This is a genomic window from Pseudomonadota bacterium (assembly GCA_030860485.1).
GTDB lineage: Bacteria > Pseudomonadota > Gammaproteobacteria > JACCXJ01 > JACCXJ01 > JACCXJ01.
In genome coordinates this window covers 12617-27273 of sequence record JALZID010000152.1, presented here as the reverse complement: position 1 = coordinate 27273, position 14657 = coordinate 12617, and the positions used below count along the sequence as shown (strand labels likewise).

The 14657-nt window shown below is 63.2% G+C and carries 15 protein-coding genes; 9 read left to right on the top strand and 6 right to left on the bottom strand.

Going from position 1 to position 14657, the window contains the following annotated elements; all coding sequences use genetic code 11:
* The first annotated feature begins 333 nt into the window (after positions 1-333).
* The 8 genes from M3461_08505 (at position 334) to M3461_08470 (ending at position 8530) form a co-directional block, all read left to right on the top strand.
* Entirely contained in the window at positions 334-1485 is a 1152-nt protein-coding gene (locus tag M3461_08505) for an acyl-CoA/acyl-ACP dehydrogenase (protein MDQ3774386.1), read from the top strand.
* 23 nt (positions 1486-1508) lie between these two features.
* Positions 1509-2903, top strand: coding sequence for an acyl-CoA/acyl-ACP dehydrogenase (locus M3461_08500; GenBank protein MDQ3774385.1), 1395 nt, complete (start codon positions 1509-1511; stop codon positions 2901-2903).
* Positions 2904-3105: 202 nt separating this feature from the next.
* Complete coding sequence (locus M3461_08495; GenBank protein MDQ3774384.1) at positions 3106-3327, top strand: hypothetical protein; 222 nt, start codon at positions 3106-3108, stop codon at positions 3325-3327.
* A 231-nt stretch (positions 3328-3558) separates the two neighbouring features.
* Positions 3559-3849 carry a hypothetical protein gene (locus M3461_08490; GenBank protein ID MDQ3774383.1) on the top strand — a complete coding sequence of 97 codons (291 nt, stop codon included), beginning with the start codon at positions 3559-3561 and terminating at the stop codon, positions 3847-3849.
* A gap of 6 nt (positions 3850-3855) precedes the next feature.
* The gene (locus M3461_08485; protein MDQ3774382.1) at positions 3856-4233 is read left to right on the top strand and encodes a hypothetical protein; all 378 of its coding nucleotides are present in this window, start codon (positions 3856-3858) and stop codon (positions 4231-4233) included.
* Between the two features lie 41 nt (positions 4234-4274).
* Complete coding sequence (locus M3461_08480; GenBank protein ID MDQ3774381.1) at positions 4275-5615, top strand: tryptophan 7-halogenase; 1341 nt, start codon at positions 4275-4277, stop codon at positions 5613-5615.
* The gene (locus M3461_08475; protein MDQ3774380.1) at positions 5612-6757 is read left to right on the top strand and encodes a hypothetical protein; all 1146 of its coding nucleotides are present in this window, start codon (positions 5612-5614) and stop codon (positions 6755-6757) included. The genes M3461_08480 and M3461_08475 overlap by 4 nt, the downstream gene beginning before the upstream one ends.
* A 96-nt stretch (positions 6758-6853) precedes the next feature.
* Positions 6854-8530 (top strand): serine/threonine protein kinase, encoded by a 1677-nt coding sequence (locus tag M3461_08470; protein ID MDQ3774379.1) that lies wholly within the window; start codon positions 6854-6856, stop codon positions 8528-8530.
* Here the strand turns inward: M3461_08470 and M3461_08465 are convergent.
* Both M3461_08465 and M3461_08460 read right to left on the bottom strand, forming a co-directional pair.
* Positions 8527-8685 carry a DUF3309 domain-containing protein gene (locus M3461_08465; protein MDQ3774378.1) on the bottom strand — a complete coding sequence of 53 codons (159 nt, stop codon included), beginning with the start codon at positions 8683-8685 and terminating at the stop codon, positions 8527-8529. The two genes, M3461_08470 and M3461_08465, sit on opposite strands and share 4 nt — an antisense overlap.
* A gap of 521 nt (positions 8686-9206) precedes the next feature.
* Positions 9207-9404: a CsbD family protein gene (locus M3461_08460; GenBank protein ID MDQ3774377.1), complete on the bottom strand. Its 198-nt coding sequence runs from the start codon at positions 9402-9404 to the stop codon at positions 9207-9209.
* A gap of 260 nt (positions 9405-9664) precedes the next feature.
* On the opposite strand from M3461_08460, the gene M3461_08455 reads away from it, so the two are divergent.
* Entirely contained in the window at positions 9665-9934 is a 270-nt protein-coding gene (locus M3461_08455) for a hypothetical protein (protein ID MDQ3774376.1), read from the top strand.
* A gap of 40 nt (positions 9935-9974) precedes the next feature.
* On the opposite strand, the gene M3461_08450 is transcribed toward M3461_08455, so the two are convergent.
* From M3461_08450 to queG, 4 genes are all read right to left on the bottom strand, one after another.
* Positions 9975-10988, bottom strand: a complete 1014-nt coding sequence (locus tag M3461_08450; GenBank protein ID MDQ3774375.1) for a fructose-bisphosphate aldolase class I — start codon at positions 10986-10988, stop codon at positions 9975-9977.
* 602 nt (positions 10989-11590) lie between these two features.
* Entirely contained in the window at positions 11591-12118 is a 528-nt protein-coding gene (locus M3461_08445) for a hypothetical protein (protein ID MDQ3774374.1), read from the bottom strand.
* Positions 12119-12173: 55 nt separating this feature from the next.
* On the bottom strand, positions 12174-12749 hold the full coding sequence (locus M3461_08440; GenBank protein ID MDQ3774373.1) for a LemA family protein: 576 nt from the start codon (positions 12747-12749) through the stop codon (positions 12174-12176).
* Between the two features lie 828 nt (positions 12750-13577).
* Positions 13578-14648: a tRNA epoxyqueuosine(34) reductase QueG gene (queG, locus tag M3461_08435; GenBank protein ID MDQ3774372.1), complete on the bottom strand. Its 1071-nt coding sequence runs from the start codon at positions 14646-14648 to the stop codon at positions 13578-13580.
* Between the last annotated feature and the right edge of the window lie 9 nt (positions 14649-14657).

Genomic DNA, 14657 nt, shown 5'->3' with positions numbered 1-14657 from the left:
CTCCCACTTTTCGAGCTGCGTCCGTTCAGCCGTTTCAACTCGATCGACAGCCTCGTGTTCGGCATGACCGTAAGCATAGCAATTGCCAGAGAATCTGTCAAGTTATTTAAGGGACACTCCACTAGATTTACAGGATGGAAGCCGGTGAGAACCCATCGTTTCCGGGTATCCGGGTGATGTGCTGCTGCACCGACGCTCGTCGCGGCTCGAAACTGCTGGGATCCCTACGCGCGTTATAGGACGGGCTGCCAGACGGGGTACGTGCAAACGTTCTGGGATAAAGTATTGCAAAGAGCCAAATTGGAACTTCAGGCATCATGAAGGAGGTAAAAGATGAAGCATTTAGAATTGGACGCTAGCCTTAGTGACAAGGCCAGGGCAATACAGGAAACAGCGATCACATTCGCTGCGGAGGTGATGCGGCCGGTAGGTAAAGCACTTGACATGCTGACTGATCCAAAGGATGTGGTCTCTGAGACGTCTGAATTGTGGGATGTGATCAAACAGCACCGGCGCATCGGACTACATCGGATTGCTCTCCCAGGTGATGTAGCTGAGCTTAAGGCTGAAGTCGATCCAAAGGTACGGCCGCTGGTGGTAGAAGCGCTCGGTTTCGGAGACGCGGGTCTGGCAACGAGTCTATGCACCGATGCGATTCCGTTTGAGATGGCTGCGACTAGCAGCGCGCACGATCTCAAAAACCTTGCTCGCGCTTACGCTGAAGATAAGAACGGCGAGTTCGTCGGCTGCTGGATAGACGTTCAGCCATGGCCGTCAGGGAGCGTGCAATTGGTCGGTACGGATCATATTATCAAAGATCACAAAACACGTTGGGTAACAAATGGCTCAATCGCAACCCACGCGCTTTTGCGCATCGCTTCAATAGAAAGCCCAAACGCGGTGGTTGCAGTTATTCCTCTCGACCAGCCTGGAATCTCGCGCAGCGATCCGGTTAGCAAGATGGGTCTGCGGGCCCTTAACCAATGTGAGATTCTTTTGCACGAAGTAAAGATACCCGAGGCGTTGTTGATATCTGCTAAAGGTATCGGCGACAAGGCTTTGGCGTCTGTGCACGGGTGCATCGGACAAATTGCTGTCGGGCTTGCGCAGGGCGCGCTCGATGAATCGATTGCATATGCAACTCACAGGATCCAGGGCGGCGTACCAATCATCAAGCACAATAATATTAAACTCAAGCTTTTCAATATGTTTGCCATGGTCGAGTCCAGTCGCGCATTTGCAAGAAGCGTCGCTCTATACAATCAAGCGGATCAGGTCTTGGCTTCCAGCAAACACGCGATCGCACTTCGAGAAATTGCATCTCAGGCGGCACTAACGGTCGCCAGCGAAGCGATCCAGATATTTGGCGGGTCAGGATTGATGAAAGAATATCCGGTTGAAAAGATGATGAGAGACGCCGGGTTACTGATGACCATAAATGGTACAAACAACGTGCTCGCACTCAAAGCGTTGCGCAATTATTAGGTTAGGGTCACAGGAGGGTTAAATTGAATTACTTCGAATTTGATACCAATGCAAGCAAGAAGACCAGGGCAATGCAACAGTCTGCGCGCGAGTTCGGCATGGAGGTCGTGCGTCCTGCCGGAATCGAGCTGGATAAGATCCAAGATCCGGCCGATGCGATTGCCGAACACTCCTGCTTGTGGGATGTCTTCAGAAAATACCGAGAGCTCGGTTTCCATAAATTGCTGCTTCCCCCCGCATTCGGCGGGAAACTGGGAAAAGTGTCTGCCCAAGCCAGGCGCTTGATCTTTGAGCAGCTGGGCTATGCTGACGCGGGACTCGCGATCAGCATGGATCTATCGGCCATGCCTTTCTTGCTTGGAACCCTATCCGCTTCGAAAGAGGTCAGAGACTGGGCCAGACAATACTGTCAAGACAGCGAAGCCAATATGATTGGTTGCTGGGCAATAACCGAACCGGATCATGGTACGGATTGGATAATGGCAACCACCAAAGCCGGAGCCAACCCCAAAGTGGTTCCGTCCCTCACGGCCGTGAAAAAAGGCAATGAGTACATACTCAACGGCCGGAAATCCGCGTCGATCACGAACGGAACGATCGCGACACACGGTGTTGTGCATGTCGGACTCGATCTGTCTAAGGGTATGCACGGCAGCGGGCTCGCGATTTGCTCCTTCGATTTGCCTGGTGTTTCTAAGGGAAAGCCACTTGACAAGCTTGGTAAGCGTCCACTGAATCAAGGAGCAGTCATATTCGAAGACGTGAAGATCCCCGAAAAATACATGTTGCTTAAAATCCCCGGATTGTTCGAAGCAAACTCGATCGGCAAAGGAATAGTCGGCCTGGCCAATAGCCAGATGGGCCTGGTCGTTTCCAGCCAGGCACGAGCGATCGTAGACGAGACGTTGAACTATGCAAAAGGGCATTCATGTAACGGAAGCGCCTTATCTGAACAGCAGGAAATCAGACTGAAACTCTTTAATATGTTTAAAGCAGCAGAGTCAGCTCGACGCTTTGCCCATAGTGTTGCCGAACATTCACCGTTAGGCGACCCAAACCCTATCGCAAAAATGTTTCTTGCGACACGAGCAACTTTTTGGGCTGCGGGGCACTCAATAAGCCTATTGCAGGATCGATACGATACATACAAAGACAATAAGAGAATGAAAGCAATTGTGCAAAAGCATAAACCAGGGAGCGGAATAATCGACTGGAGCATATACGGTATGGCATCCAAAATCTTAGCGACTGAAACAGCATTCAATTTGGCACGAGAAGCGATCGAGATCATGGGTGAGGATAGCCTGTCGACCGATAACCCAGTGGAAAAGATGCTCCGCGATGCAAGAACCTCTATGATCGAAGATGGGGTAAACGAGGCGCTTGCGTTGGCAGGGTCTGAAAAACTGCTGGCGTGAGATTGTTGTACCCTGTTTGCAATGACTAAAAAGGATGGGAGGGTCAATGCTGTTTTGCAACAGGCGGTAACGTCGGAGGGGCCCGGCCGGCGATTCGGGGGCCCGCGCGGGGGGCGGTAAGAGCCCGTTTGGGCCGTAGGGGGTAACGCATCCATCCCTGGATTGGCCGGGGGCCCCGCCGATCCGGACAGGGGCAGAGCGCGTGTCCGGCCTCGATCTCGTCCCCGTCCCGGGCCCGCCATTCGATGCGGACGCTGGGGTCGAGTGTTTGGAAGACGTGGTTGAACCAGCGCGTGCCGCACAAGACGGCCGGCTCCCGAGAGAGCACGTGGGCCACGGAGCACAGAGACTCTCGGACCAGGGCCGCGGTCAGATCGCCCCCGCCCGCGTCCTCGTGCAGGGACTGTCGCACCGTGTCGTCTAAGGTCTCGCGGATGCAGTCCCCCGGAACAGTGGGGTGGTAGCGGCTCGTGCGCCGGCCGCAAAGCGCGCGGCCACGGCCCGTGCCCGATGCCGGGCACCCCTCGTCCGATCTCCGATCGGATTTGTCGTGGCGAAGTCCGGCGTGTCATGACGCCACCCCCTGCACTCGCCCGGTGCAGCGCCGATATCCCCCCACCATCAACCAATAAACCGACTTCGGAGGCCAAGTCCTATGAAACGATTCCTCGCGGCAGGCGTGCTGCTCTGTGCCGGTGTCCACGGCCCCGCCGCCCACGCCGATGGGCGCTATCAGATGCTGGCAGTCCCCGATACCACCGGTTTCGGGGGAGAGAAGATCGTGATCCTGGACTCGGTGGGCGGCCACGTGTGGACCTGGAGCGAGCACGCCGCGACCCCCGGCGGGCCGGGCGGGCGCTTCCTCATCTACCAGGGCCAGGTCCGGCCCGGCGCCAAGATGGGGGATGTCATCCAGAACGAGGAATGGCGCGGCAAGCGGCGCTGAGCGCCGGTGAAGAATCGCGGCGCGCGAAGCGATCGGTCGCCCCTGAGCACTGCCATCCTCTGCGGGCTGCTCGTCAACGAGCGCCTGTCCAATGCCCTCAAGCAAGCCTTCCCCGGCGCCCCCGGCGGGGGGAGGTGCGGGATGGGGCTACGAGCGCTCGCCGGGGATGAGGCCATGCTCACGGTCTGCGACGACGGGGTCGGGTTGCCCGAGGGGATCGTGCTGGGCCAGGCGGCCTCTCTCGGGCTCAGGTTCGCGCCCCTCCTGGCGCAGAAGCTCCAAGGCACCCTGACCAGTGGGCGGGGTGCCCCTCCTTTCCCCGCCTGCCACCCTCAGTACAGGCCGCCGGATCCCGTGCTTGCGTTAAAATACCGGCCGAGGTAGCACCTCTGCGGGAGGCCTATGGGGAAAGGCCGATGAAGCCTATGAGCATAGAAGATAGCGGGGGCACGATCACGCCCGGATACGGCGAACCGAGCCGTTGCGATGTCGCCGTCATCGGCGGGGGGCCGGCGGGCTCGACCGTCTCGGCCTTGCTCGCGGAGAAGGGCTGGCGTGTCGAGGTACTGGAGAAGGACCACCACCCGCGCTTCCACATTGGGGAATCGCTCCTGCCGCACAGCATACCCATGCTGGAACGCCTGGGCGTCCTCGACGCCGTCGAGGGCATCGGGATCCGCAAGTACGGGGCGGAATTGCTGTCCCCCGAGGACGGCCGCACGCGCACCGTGTACTTCGCCAATGCGGTGGGGGAATCGCGGCCCTACGCCTACCAGGTGAAGCGCGCCGAGTTCGACGAGATCCTTTTCCGCAACGCCGCCGCCAAGGGCGCCCTGGTCCACGAGGGGGTGCGCGTCAAACGGGTGGATTTCCGGCCGGGCCGGCCCTCGCTGGTGCATGCCGAGGACCGCGCCGGGCGGACCTCGATCCGGGAGGCACGGTTCGTCATCGATGCCACCGGCCGCGACACCTTCCTGTCCACCCAGCTCGGCGGAAAGAAACCCAACCGCGAGCACAAGAGCGCCGCGGTCTTCAGCCATTTCGCTTGTGTCGCGCGGCAGGCGGGCCTGGACGAGGGCAACATCAGCGTGGCCTGGTTCGAGCACGGCTGGTTCTGGATGATCCCCTTCAAGGACGGCACCATGAGCGTCGGAGCAGTGTGCTGGCCGTATTATCTGAAGGCCCGCAAGACCGGCCTCGATGCGTTCCTGTGGGACACCATTCGCCTGTGCCCGCCCATCGCCGAGCGCATGCGCGAGGCCCGATCGCTCATGCGGGCCCAGACGGCGGGCAACTACTCCTACCGGCGGATGACCATGAGTGGGGCCGGCCACCTCTTCGTCGGCGATGCCTTCGCCTTCGTGGACCCGGTGTTCTCGAGCGGCGTGCACCTGGCGCTCAACAGCGGCACGCTGGGCGCCGAGGTCGTGGACGCGTATCTCCGCGACAGCCCCGCCTATCCCGCCCTCCTGCGGGATTTCGAGCGCAACGTCCGCCACGGGGTCAAGACCTTCTCCTGGTTCATCTACCGCTTCACCCAGCCGGCCTTCCGGGACCTGTTCCTGATCGAGGGCAGCCGGTTCGGCATCGAGCGGGCGGTCCTCGCGCTCCTGGCGGGCAACGCCTTCGGCCAGGCACCGGGGCGCGTCCCGGTGCTCATCTTCAAGCTGTGCTACTACCTCACGGCCCTGTTCAAGATCCGAGGGAATTGGTCCGCGTACCGGCGCCGGCGGCATCGATCGGACTGGCGCGCCGTCGGGACGTGAAGCCACCCCGCGGGGACCGCATGCCGGCCGCCGAGGTCCGCGACGACGCAGCGGCCCCGTCGCTCGCGATCGTCCTCGGCGATGACGATCCAACCGCTCCCGCGAGCGGCACCGTGCTCGCAGAGATCCGCTACGGTGCGAGCAACGTGCGCAACAGAGCGGCGTCGCACCCGGTCATCGAGCTCGACCTTCCCCTGCTCGCCGGATCACCAGTAACGGAGCGCTGGACCACGAGCGATCCGGTCACCTGCGTCCACAAGGCCTGCCTCGACAAGGCCAGCCTCGACACGGGCGACCTCGACACAGGCGGGATGCGGCTCGCGATGAACGGCGATGTCTTGTTCGGTCATCTCCCCGCGATCGAATCGCCGGGCGATTCCCTGGATGCGCTGGTCTATCACAGCTACCGAGCCGTCCTGGGTGAGACCCGGGCGCTCGGCTATCCGCACCTCTTGCGGGTGTGGAATTACTTTCCCGGTATCAACCGGGAACAGGGCGGTCTGGAGCGCTATCAGCAGTTCTGTCTGGGCCGCTACCGGGCCTTCGCCGAACTTGTATCGGACTTGCGGCAATCGGACTTCCGGCGCCATCTCCCGGCGGCCACCGCCATCGGCACGCGCTCCGGTCCTGTTCAGATCTATTTCCTGGCTGGCAAGACCCACGGGCTGCACGTCGAGAACCCGCGCCAGGTGAGCGCCTACAAATATCCGCCCCTCTACGGCCCGCGCAGCCCGTCCTTCGCGCGCGCCACGCTGTACGACGCGGGGCACCAGCAACACCTGTTCATCGCCGGGACGTCCAGCATCGTCGGGCACGCCAGCCGGCATCCCGGCGATCCCTACCGCCAGGCCGTCGAGACCCTGAGCAACATCGAAACCGTGATCGCCACCGCCGGCTCGCTCCGCGACGGCACCAGCCGCCCCATCGGCCTTACGGCTCAGGAGACGCGGGCCCTGCTCAAGGTCTATGTCCGCCACCCCGAGGATTTTCCCGCCGTGCGAACGGCCTTCGACGAACACCTGAGGTTCCCGGCCCGCTGCCTCTACCTCAGCGGCGCCATCTGCCGCGCCAACCTCCTGGTCGAGGCCGAGGCCGTGATCGGGGGCAGGGAAGCCTCGCGGTCTCCTCCCGCCCTGAGTTAAGAAACCGGCTTTTTCGACGACGTAGGCGCATCGACCGTGCCGTGCGGCTAGATCCGCGCTACCGGTATCTCCGGACCCCATCCTGAAGGAACCGTCATGAAAAGCAACGCCGCCGAGCTCACCACGATCGTCGATTACGCCGTCCTCGACACCCGTCTGAACAGCCACCGCCATGAGGTCCCGGCCCCGATCCGCCTCACCGAGCACTATTCCCTGCGTGGCGAGGTCGGGGCCGGGGGCGTCGGGCGCGTGCTCCTCGGCTTCGACGAACGCATCGGCCGCGAGGTCGCCATCAAGGAGATGCACGCGGACGCCGAGCCGATGGACCCGCGCATCCACGCCCGTTTCGTGCGCGAGGCCCAGATCACGGGCCGCCTCGAGCATCTCGGCATCGTTCCCGTCTACGATCTGGGCGCCACCTCCAAAGGGTCTCCTTTCTATGTGATGCGCCTGGTACGCGGCGACACCCTGTCCAAGGCCCTCGCGGCCCGCACCGCCGGCCGTCCCGAGGCCGCGCTGGCCAAACGGCTGCAGCTCCTTGGTAGCTTCATCGACATCTGCGAGGCCATGGCCTACGCCCATTCCAGGGGCGTCGTGCGCCGCGATCTCAAGCCCGGCAATGTCGTCTTGGGGGCCTTCGGTGAAACCATCCTCCTCGATTGGGGCCTCGCCAAGATCGCGGCCGAGGCCGATACGGCGGCCGCAGGCACGGTGCGGATCACGGAAGAGAGGCCCGCCGATCTCACCCGCCAGGGCGCCATCATGGGCACCCCCGCCTACATGGCACCCGAGCAGCTCGATCCCGCATTCGGGGACATCGATCCGCGGACCGGTGTCTTCGCACTCAGCTGTATCCTTTACCAGATCCTAGTCGGCTCGGCTCGGCTCGGCTCGCCCGAGCCCATGCCCTTGCGCGCCGCGCCGGCGCCGCCCGAGCTCGTCGCCATCTGCGACAAGGCCATGAGGAAAGACCAGGCCGTGCGGTATCGGGATGCCGGCGAACTCGCCGCCGAACTGCGTGCCTACCGGGACGGACGGCTGGTCAGCACCTATGCCTATTCCCGCGCCGAACTCCTACGTCGCTCGGTCGCCCGTAACAAGATGGCGGTCATCGCCGGCGTAGTCGCCATCACCGCCGTCCTCGTCGGCGCCGGTCTCGCGGTCGATTTCGGCCGTGACGCGCACCGGGCCCGGCGCGCTGCCGAAGCGGCCGAAGGTTCGGCAGTGGCGGTCCGTGCGCGCGCCGACTCGGCGCTCGCCAACATCACACGCATCGCCGACCACAACCTCCTGCAAGCCGGCACCGTCGCCAGGACACTGAGCGCGGCGCTGGCCAAAAGTCCCGCCGAAACCGGGCTGTCGCCGCGATTCTTCGCGGATCTGGTGCGTCCGGACAGTCATGCCGAGGCGCCCACCACCGTCTGGATCCTCGACAGCGACGGCCGGCTGGTCCACGGCCCCGACGCCAGCGAAATCGGCCGCAACTTCTTCCGTGACGAGCGCTACACGGCGGTCCCGACGCTCCGCCGGCTAGCCAAGGAGGTGCGATACCAGGACGCCGGCATCGGCTTCTACGAATACCCCGCGACCAATGGCGACGTCTCCTACCATATCGCGACTTGGCAGGCGGCCCATATCGCGACTTGGCAGGCGGCGGAGAGCGAAGACGGCCGTCCGTGGGAAGGTCGCGGTGGTCGAGGTCTGGAAGTAGCCCTCGCCCTTCCCAAAACTGCGCGGCGCTACCGTGGGTTGAGCGACTCCCGCTTCGGCTAGATCCTGCCCACGAGCAACAAGATGAGCACGACGAGCAGCACCACGCCCAATAGGCCGCTCGGGCCGTAGCCCCATGTGCTGCTGTGCGGCCAAGTGGGGACCGCCCCGATCAGAAGCACAATTAACACGATTAGCAGTATGGTTCCTAATGTCATCGCCTCACTCCGAGCTCAGTGGTCTCTGCTTCTAATCCCATTCCGGCGTCCGATGACCGCCGGAATGCCCTATCGATTGTCAATTGCATCCCCGCAGGAGGAAGATTAGGAGCAGGATCGGGATTGGTATCCCCACCAGCCACAGGAGAAGGTAACCCATCTTCCCTTCCTGCATTTTCAGCGTCGTGGAGTGCTTGTGAAGCACTCGGCTGAGGCCCCGATATTCGGTGCCTGTCTCGTCTCTCATGATCACCCCCTCTAATAAGAAATCTAAGAAATCTTCTTCATCTCCATCCCGCAACAGCAGCGCGGAGGCGCATTGCCACCTCCACCCGGCTTCGGGTCTTGTGTCACCTTCATTTCACAGCCGCAACCGGGATTCGTGCACCGATAGATATCGCCTGTCTGCTTCATCGTCACCCTCCAGATTTCTCCTCGTCAGCATGGAGCAGCATGCTCAATGGTCGTTGCCGTGCTCTCTGGGCAGCGTCGATTCTCCTTCCCGATTTACCTTTTCCTAGTTACAACCGTCTGACCCAGCCGTCAGCCTCTTCCTCGGCTTTCTCCTTCGTATAACCATACTTGGCCTGCAACTTGCCCACGAGCTCCTCGCGCTTCCCTTCGATAACGTCGAGCTCGTCATCGGTAAGATCGCCCCACATCTGCTGAGCTTTGCCTTTTACTTGCTTCCAACTGCCCTTGACTTGATCCCAGTTCATCGTTCATTCCTCCTATTCTTTCCGAAAAAAGTGGATTACCGCCGCGCATGTCTCGTCGTGACTGCGGGCACGTGAGTCGGCAGCAAGCTGTGTGCCGAGCCCGGCTCAGAAGCTTATTGCGTTCTGTTTTAACAAGTTAGGCTCAGGCGTGAGCAAACTGTCGGATACGCCGACTAAGGCTAATCGGTAGAACCTTCTAGGTCACCATGTAAGTTTAGCCCTTAGGCAGAAGTTCTCCGGCCAAGACCATCCTCAACCTCGTGCAGAAATTCAAGTCGTTCATCGATGGCGCCGTGCGCTTTGTGGAAGGCCGAGGGGAGCCGCACTGGAAGTGGAGGGTGCATCCTCGGGCCAATTGCCGGCCGGTGTGCTCCGGCTGCGATCGGTTGGCGACCCGGCGCTTCGCGTTTGTACCGCTTTGGGGGAGGAAGGTGTTCCTGGTCTATGCGCCGCGGCGGGTGATAGGTCGGGGCTGTGGGATACGGGTGAAGGAGATGCCGTGGCCCTTCACTTTCGCTATCGCGCGTTGAAGCAATTCCGTTATACCGGATTACCGTCGTCAGGCCTGACTCACGCCGCTAGTTGCTCCATCTCCGGCTTGTACTGCCCGCGGCTCGCGAGGCCGTTGCACTTCGACCGGTGATAGAGGGCCTTCTGGGCCAGGGCGACATTGGCCGCTTTGCCGGACCATGTCTTGAGCGCGGGCTCTTGCAAGGCCCGTCCGTAGGAAAAGCTGAGCGGCCAGGGGAGGCTGCCCATCTGGTGCATGGCGTTCAGGTGCGCGGTGGCGGGCTCGGCCTTCTGACCGCCCGAGAGGAACACGATGCCGGCGATGGCGGCGGGCACGCTGTTGCGCAGGCAGCGGACGGTCTGCTGAGCGACCTCCTCTACGCTATTCTGCACCGGGCACTGCTTCCCGGCGATCACCATGTTGGTCTTGAGGATCAGCCGTTCGAGGACCACCCGCTGCTCGTAGAGGGCAGCGAACATCCTCCTGAGCGTCGCCTCGGTGACCTCGTAGCAGCGCTCGATCGTGTTGTCGGCGTCCATCAAGACCTCAGGCTCCACGATCGGGACGAGCCCTCCTTCCTCGCATAACGCCGCGTAGCGGGCGAGCGCCTGGGCATTGGCCTCGATGCAGCTTGGGGTCGGGATCCCGTCCCCGATGGTAATCACCGCCCGCCACTTGGCGAACCGCGCGCCGAGGCCGCGATACTCCACCAAGCGCTCTCGCAGGCCGTCTAGCCCGTCCGTTATCTTCTCGCCCGGGTGCAAGGCCATGTCCTTGGCGCCTTGATCGACCTTGATGCCGGGGATGATGCCCGCCGCCTCCAGTGCTCGGGGAAACGGCACGCCGGCAGCCGTGGCCTGGCGGATAGTCTCGTCGAACAGGATCATGCCGCTGATATGCTCGCCGATCCCTGGCGTCGTGATGAGAAGGTCCCGGTAGGCCCGGCGCGTCTCTTCCGTGGACTCGATCCCGATCGAGTCGAAGCGCTTCTTGATGCTCGGGAAGCTTTCGTCGATCGCCAGGATGCCTTTGCCGGGGGCCACGAGGGCTTGGGCGGTCTTTTCTAGTTCCATGGTCCCACTCCTAAATTCACGGATGACGGATGATTAACGTGGCTGCGGCGTTCTTGCTCTGATACTTGCTCACGAGGTAATGCAGGGTCGTGATGGCATGGGCTGGAACGCAGGCCTCGATACCCCAAGCCACGATCCCGTTGAGCACGGCCTGGCTGTCTCCATGGCACCCTCGCGAGGACTGACACGCTCGGCAAAGATAGCAAGATCATTCGGCCAGTACAAAGCGCCGTGGGGCTGGGTTCGAATCGAGGTGCACGATGTCCGTGAGGTCCGTGTTTCAGTGCCCCGGCGCATCGGCGAGGCACAATAACACCAAGACCGCCACGACGGCCACGATCAGCACGACCACGTGCAGCCAGGCCCAGAACCGGAAGCCACGGGCGAGGGCCAGCGGATCGCGGTTCACTAAGAGTACGGCCGGCCATCGGCCGGGACACGTAAGAGATGGAGTGTCGCAGACGGGCCGGACTCCAGGTGGCACCGATCGACCTCGCGTTCGGCGGCGTCCCGGGCCTTGGCCCATTCCGCGAGGGTCACCTCCCCGTCGCGATCGGCGTCGAAGCGCTCCCTGAGGCTGGTCGGGTCGCGCTTCCACTCCGTCAGCAGGACCCCGACCTCTGCGCGCCTATCGAAAGGCCCTCGCGTCCCGCCCGAGTCGCCAGCTCGCCCAGGGCATACAGGGGATCGCCAGGTGCCAGGTAGTCGAAGTCGTAGCGGTACTCACCTTGAGTCCAGGAGCGCTTGCCGGCCCCCGTCACCTCGGCGTGGTCCGGATCGACGACACAGGTCCCCGACGCGTCCCGCAATAGGAAGGTGTCGGAGCTGCGCTCGCGTGAAGTCGAAGACCAGCCCTCGCTCGTGCGGCGAGAGACGGCACAGCGATACCACACGCACGGAGGACCCGAAAGATAGCCGAGCGCTGGGCTGCCGGGGTGCAACTCGCAACGCCCCACGAGCTCGACATAGCCCTGAGCGGCGCTGGCGACGAGGGAGGTCGGCGTATCGGCGACCAGTCGATAACGCCGCAAAGCCGCAAGCCACGCGATCAGGCTGCAAACGCCGACGAGCGCGAGCGCGCCGGTCTGGTAGAGGGGCTGCTTCACCGCATAGGCCACCCCGAACAGCAAGAAGTGCCCGGCGGAGATGAGGATGCAGCTCGCCCAGCATCGTGATCACGGTCGATCAGGATTGCAGCAAGGCGCGCACGTCCACGTCCTCCGTCTCCGCGCGATCGAAGGACAGGAGCTTGAACGCCGTGAACGCGAAGGTCCGGGCGATGAAGACGTCCGGGAACAGCTCGAGCGCGATGTTATTGGTATTGGCCGACTCGTTATAAAACTCGCGGCGGTCCGCGATCGTGTCCTCGAGGCCGGTGATGCGCGCCGCAAGGTGCTGGAAGTTATCGTTGGCCTTGAGCGCGGGATAGCTTTCGACCAGGGCGAAGAGCTGCCCCAGCCCCGTGCGCAACGCACCTTCCGCGGCACCGAGCGCGTCCACGTCGCGCCGCTCGCGCGCCTCCGCGACCCGGCTGCGCGCCGCGATGACCCGTTCCAGCGTCTCCTGCTCGAATCTCATGTATTCGCGGCACACCGCCACGAGCTTGGGTAGCTCGTCGTGCCTTTGCTTCAGCACGATATCGATGTTGCTCCAGGCCTTCTGCACATGGTTCCGCAGGGTCACCAGCCGGTTGTAGGTGAGCACGGCGTAGATGCAAAGAACCCCGATCAGGACCAGCATCGTGTAAGCGGCGACACTCATGTGATTATGCCCTCGTTGTGTCTTTTGAGAAACAGCGAGAGACGGTCCCGCGCCGCGGTGCTTAGCGGCCCGGCCCGCGACGCTCATTAACGCCCTGTCGGGCGTCGATCCGGGCCCCGAATGCGAGGCGAAATCGGGCGGGGGCGCATAATTCGTACGATCGCCGGGGGTCCGAGCGGGATCTCCACGACGCAGAACGCCCCGCCGCCGAGGTGTGACACGCCGAAATCAGGCTGATACGATGGATGCGCCGTGAGGACCTGCCCTTTCTGCGCCGAGGCCATCCAGGAAAAGGCCATCAAGTGCCGCTACTGCGGCGAGTTCTTGGACGGGCGCCCCCCGCTTGCTACCCGCGTTACTGGGGTTAGCGAATACGCTCCAAGGCGCAGGTCTTCGGGTGGCCCTTGATCCACGTCGCGCAAGGGCTGGACCCGGACACCAGCCGCCCGCGCGTAGCCAAAGGGGGTGATCGCGGTCGGCAATGTGGCGGTCGGGGTTCGTGGGCCATCGGCGGGATCGCGGTCGGGGGGCCTGGCGCTCGGCGGGATGGGCCTCGGGGTGCTGGCGATAGGCGGGATCGCAGCAGGGGGCGCCGTGCTGGGCGGGGTGGCTGTCGCGGTGTACCTCGCGATCGGGGGCCTCGCGATCGGGGGGCCTCGCGATCGGGGGCCTCGCGATTTCGGGGATGTATGCGCTCGGCGGGGTGGCGGTCGCCCCCCACGGGATCGGGGCGCTCGGCAGCGATCCGGGGCTCGCGCGCTGGCTGGAGCAACGCTTCCCAGCGGCGCGCGAATTATTCGACGACCTCAGGCCATGAGCTCAGGCGCTCTACGCGCCATGCCGGGACAGCGCCCACTGCACGTGCTCGCGCACCAGATCCGAGGGATCGGATGCACGGCTCGCCAGGGCCTCTACCACCGCGGGGCTGGTCGGGGCGTTCCCCAGCGCCACGGCGACATTGCGCAACCAGCCCGAATAACCAATCCGGCGGATGGCCGAGCCCTCGGTGCGCTTGCCAAACTCGGTCTCGCTCCAAGAAAACAGGTCGGTGAGCCGTGGCGCGTCGAGGCCGTGGCGGGGGGCGAAATCGCGCTCGCAGCTCAACCGTGCAAAGCGGTTCCAAGGGCAGGCGAGCTGGCAATCGTCGCAGCCGTAGATGCGGTTGCCGACGAGCGGCCGGAGCGCCACGGGGATGGGGCCGCAGAGCTCAATAGTCAGGTAGGAGATGCACCGGCGCGCGTCGACCTGATAGGGGGCGACGATGGCCGCCGTCGGGCACACCGCCATGCAGGCCATGCAGCGGCCGCAATGCCCGCGGCCCTGCGGTGGGTCTACGGGCAGGGGCAGATCGGTATAGACCTCCCCGAGGAAGAACCACGAGCCGCGATCGCGGCTGATGAGATTCGAGTGCTTGCCTATCCATCCGAGACCGGCGTTCCGGGCCAGGGCCTTCTCTAGGACCGGGGCACTGTCGGTGAAGACCCGATGACCCGATGGTCCGGCGACCTCTTCGATCCGGGATACGAGGCGACGCAACCGGCCCCTTAGAACCTTGTGGTAGTCGCGTCCCAGCGCATAGCGTGACACGTAGCCGAGCCGGGGATCGGCCAGCACCGCGCGCGCGCCCGCCATCGGCTCTTGCAGGTAATCCATGCGCACCGCGATCACTCGTACGGTCCCCGGCATCAGCTCGGCCGGGCGGGAGCGCTTCGTGCCATGGCGTTCCATATAGTCCATGGCGCCGTGGAAGCCGCGCTCGAGCCAGTCCCTGAGCCTGGCCTCGTCCTCCGGCAGCGACACGCCGCTGATGCCGATCCCCTGAAAGCCCAACTCCTGGGCCCAGGTCTCTATATCGCTGGTCAGGCGCCGGTAGTCGATGCCGGTCCGCCGCCGATTCATCTCATCTAG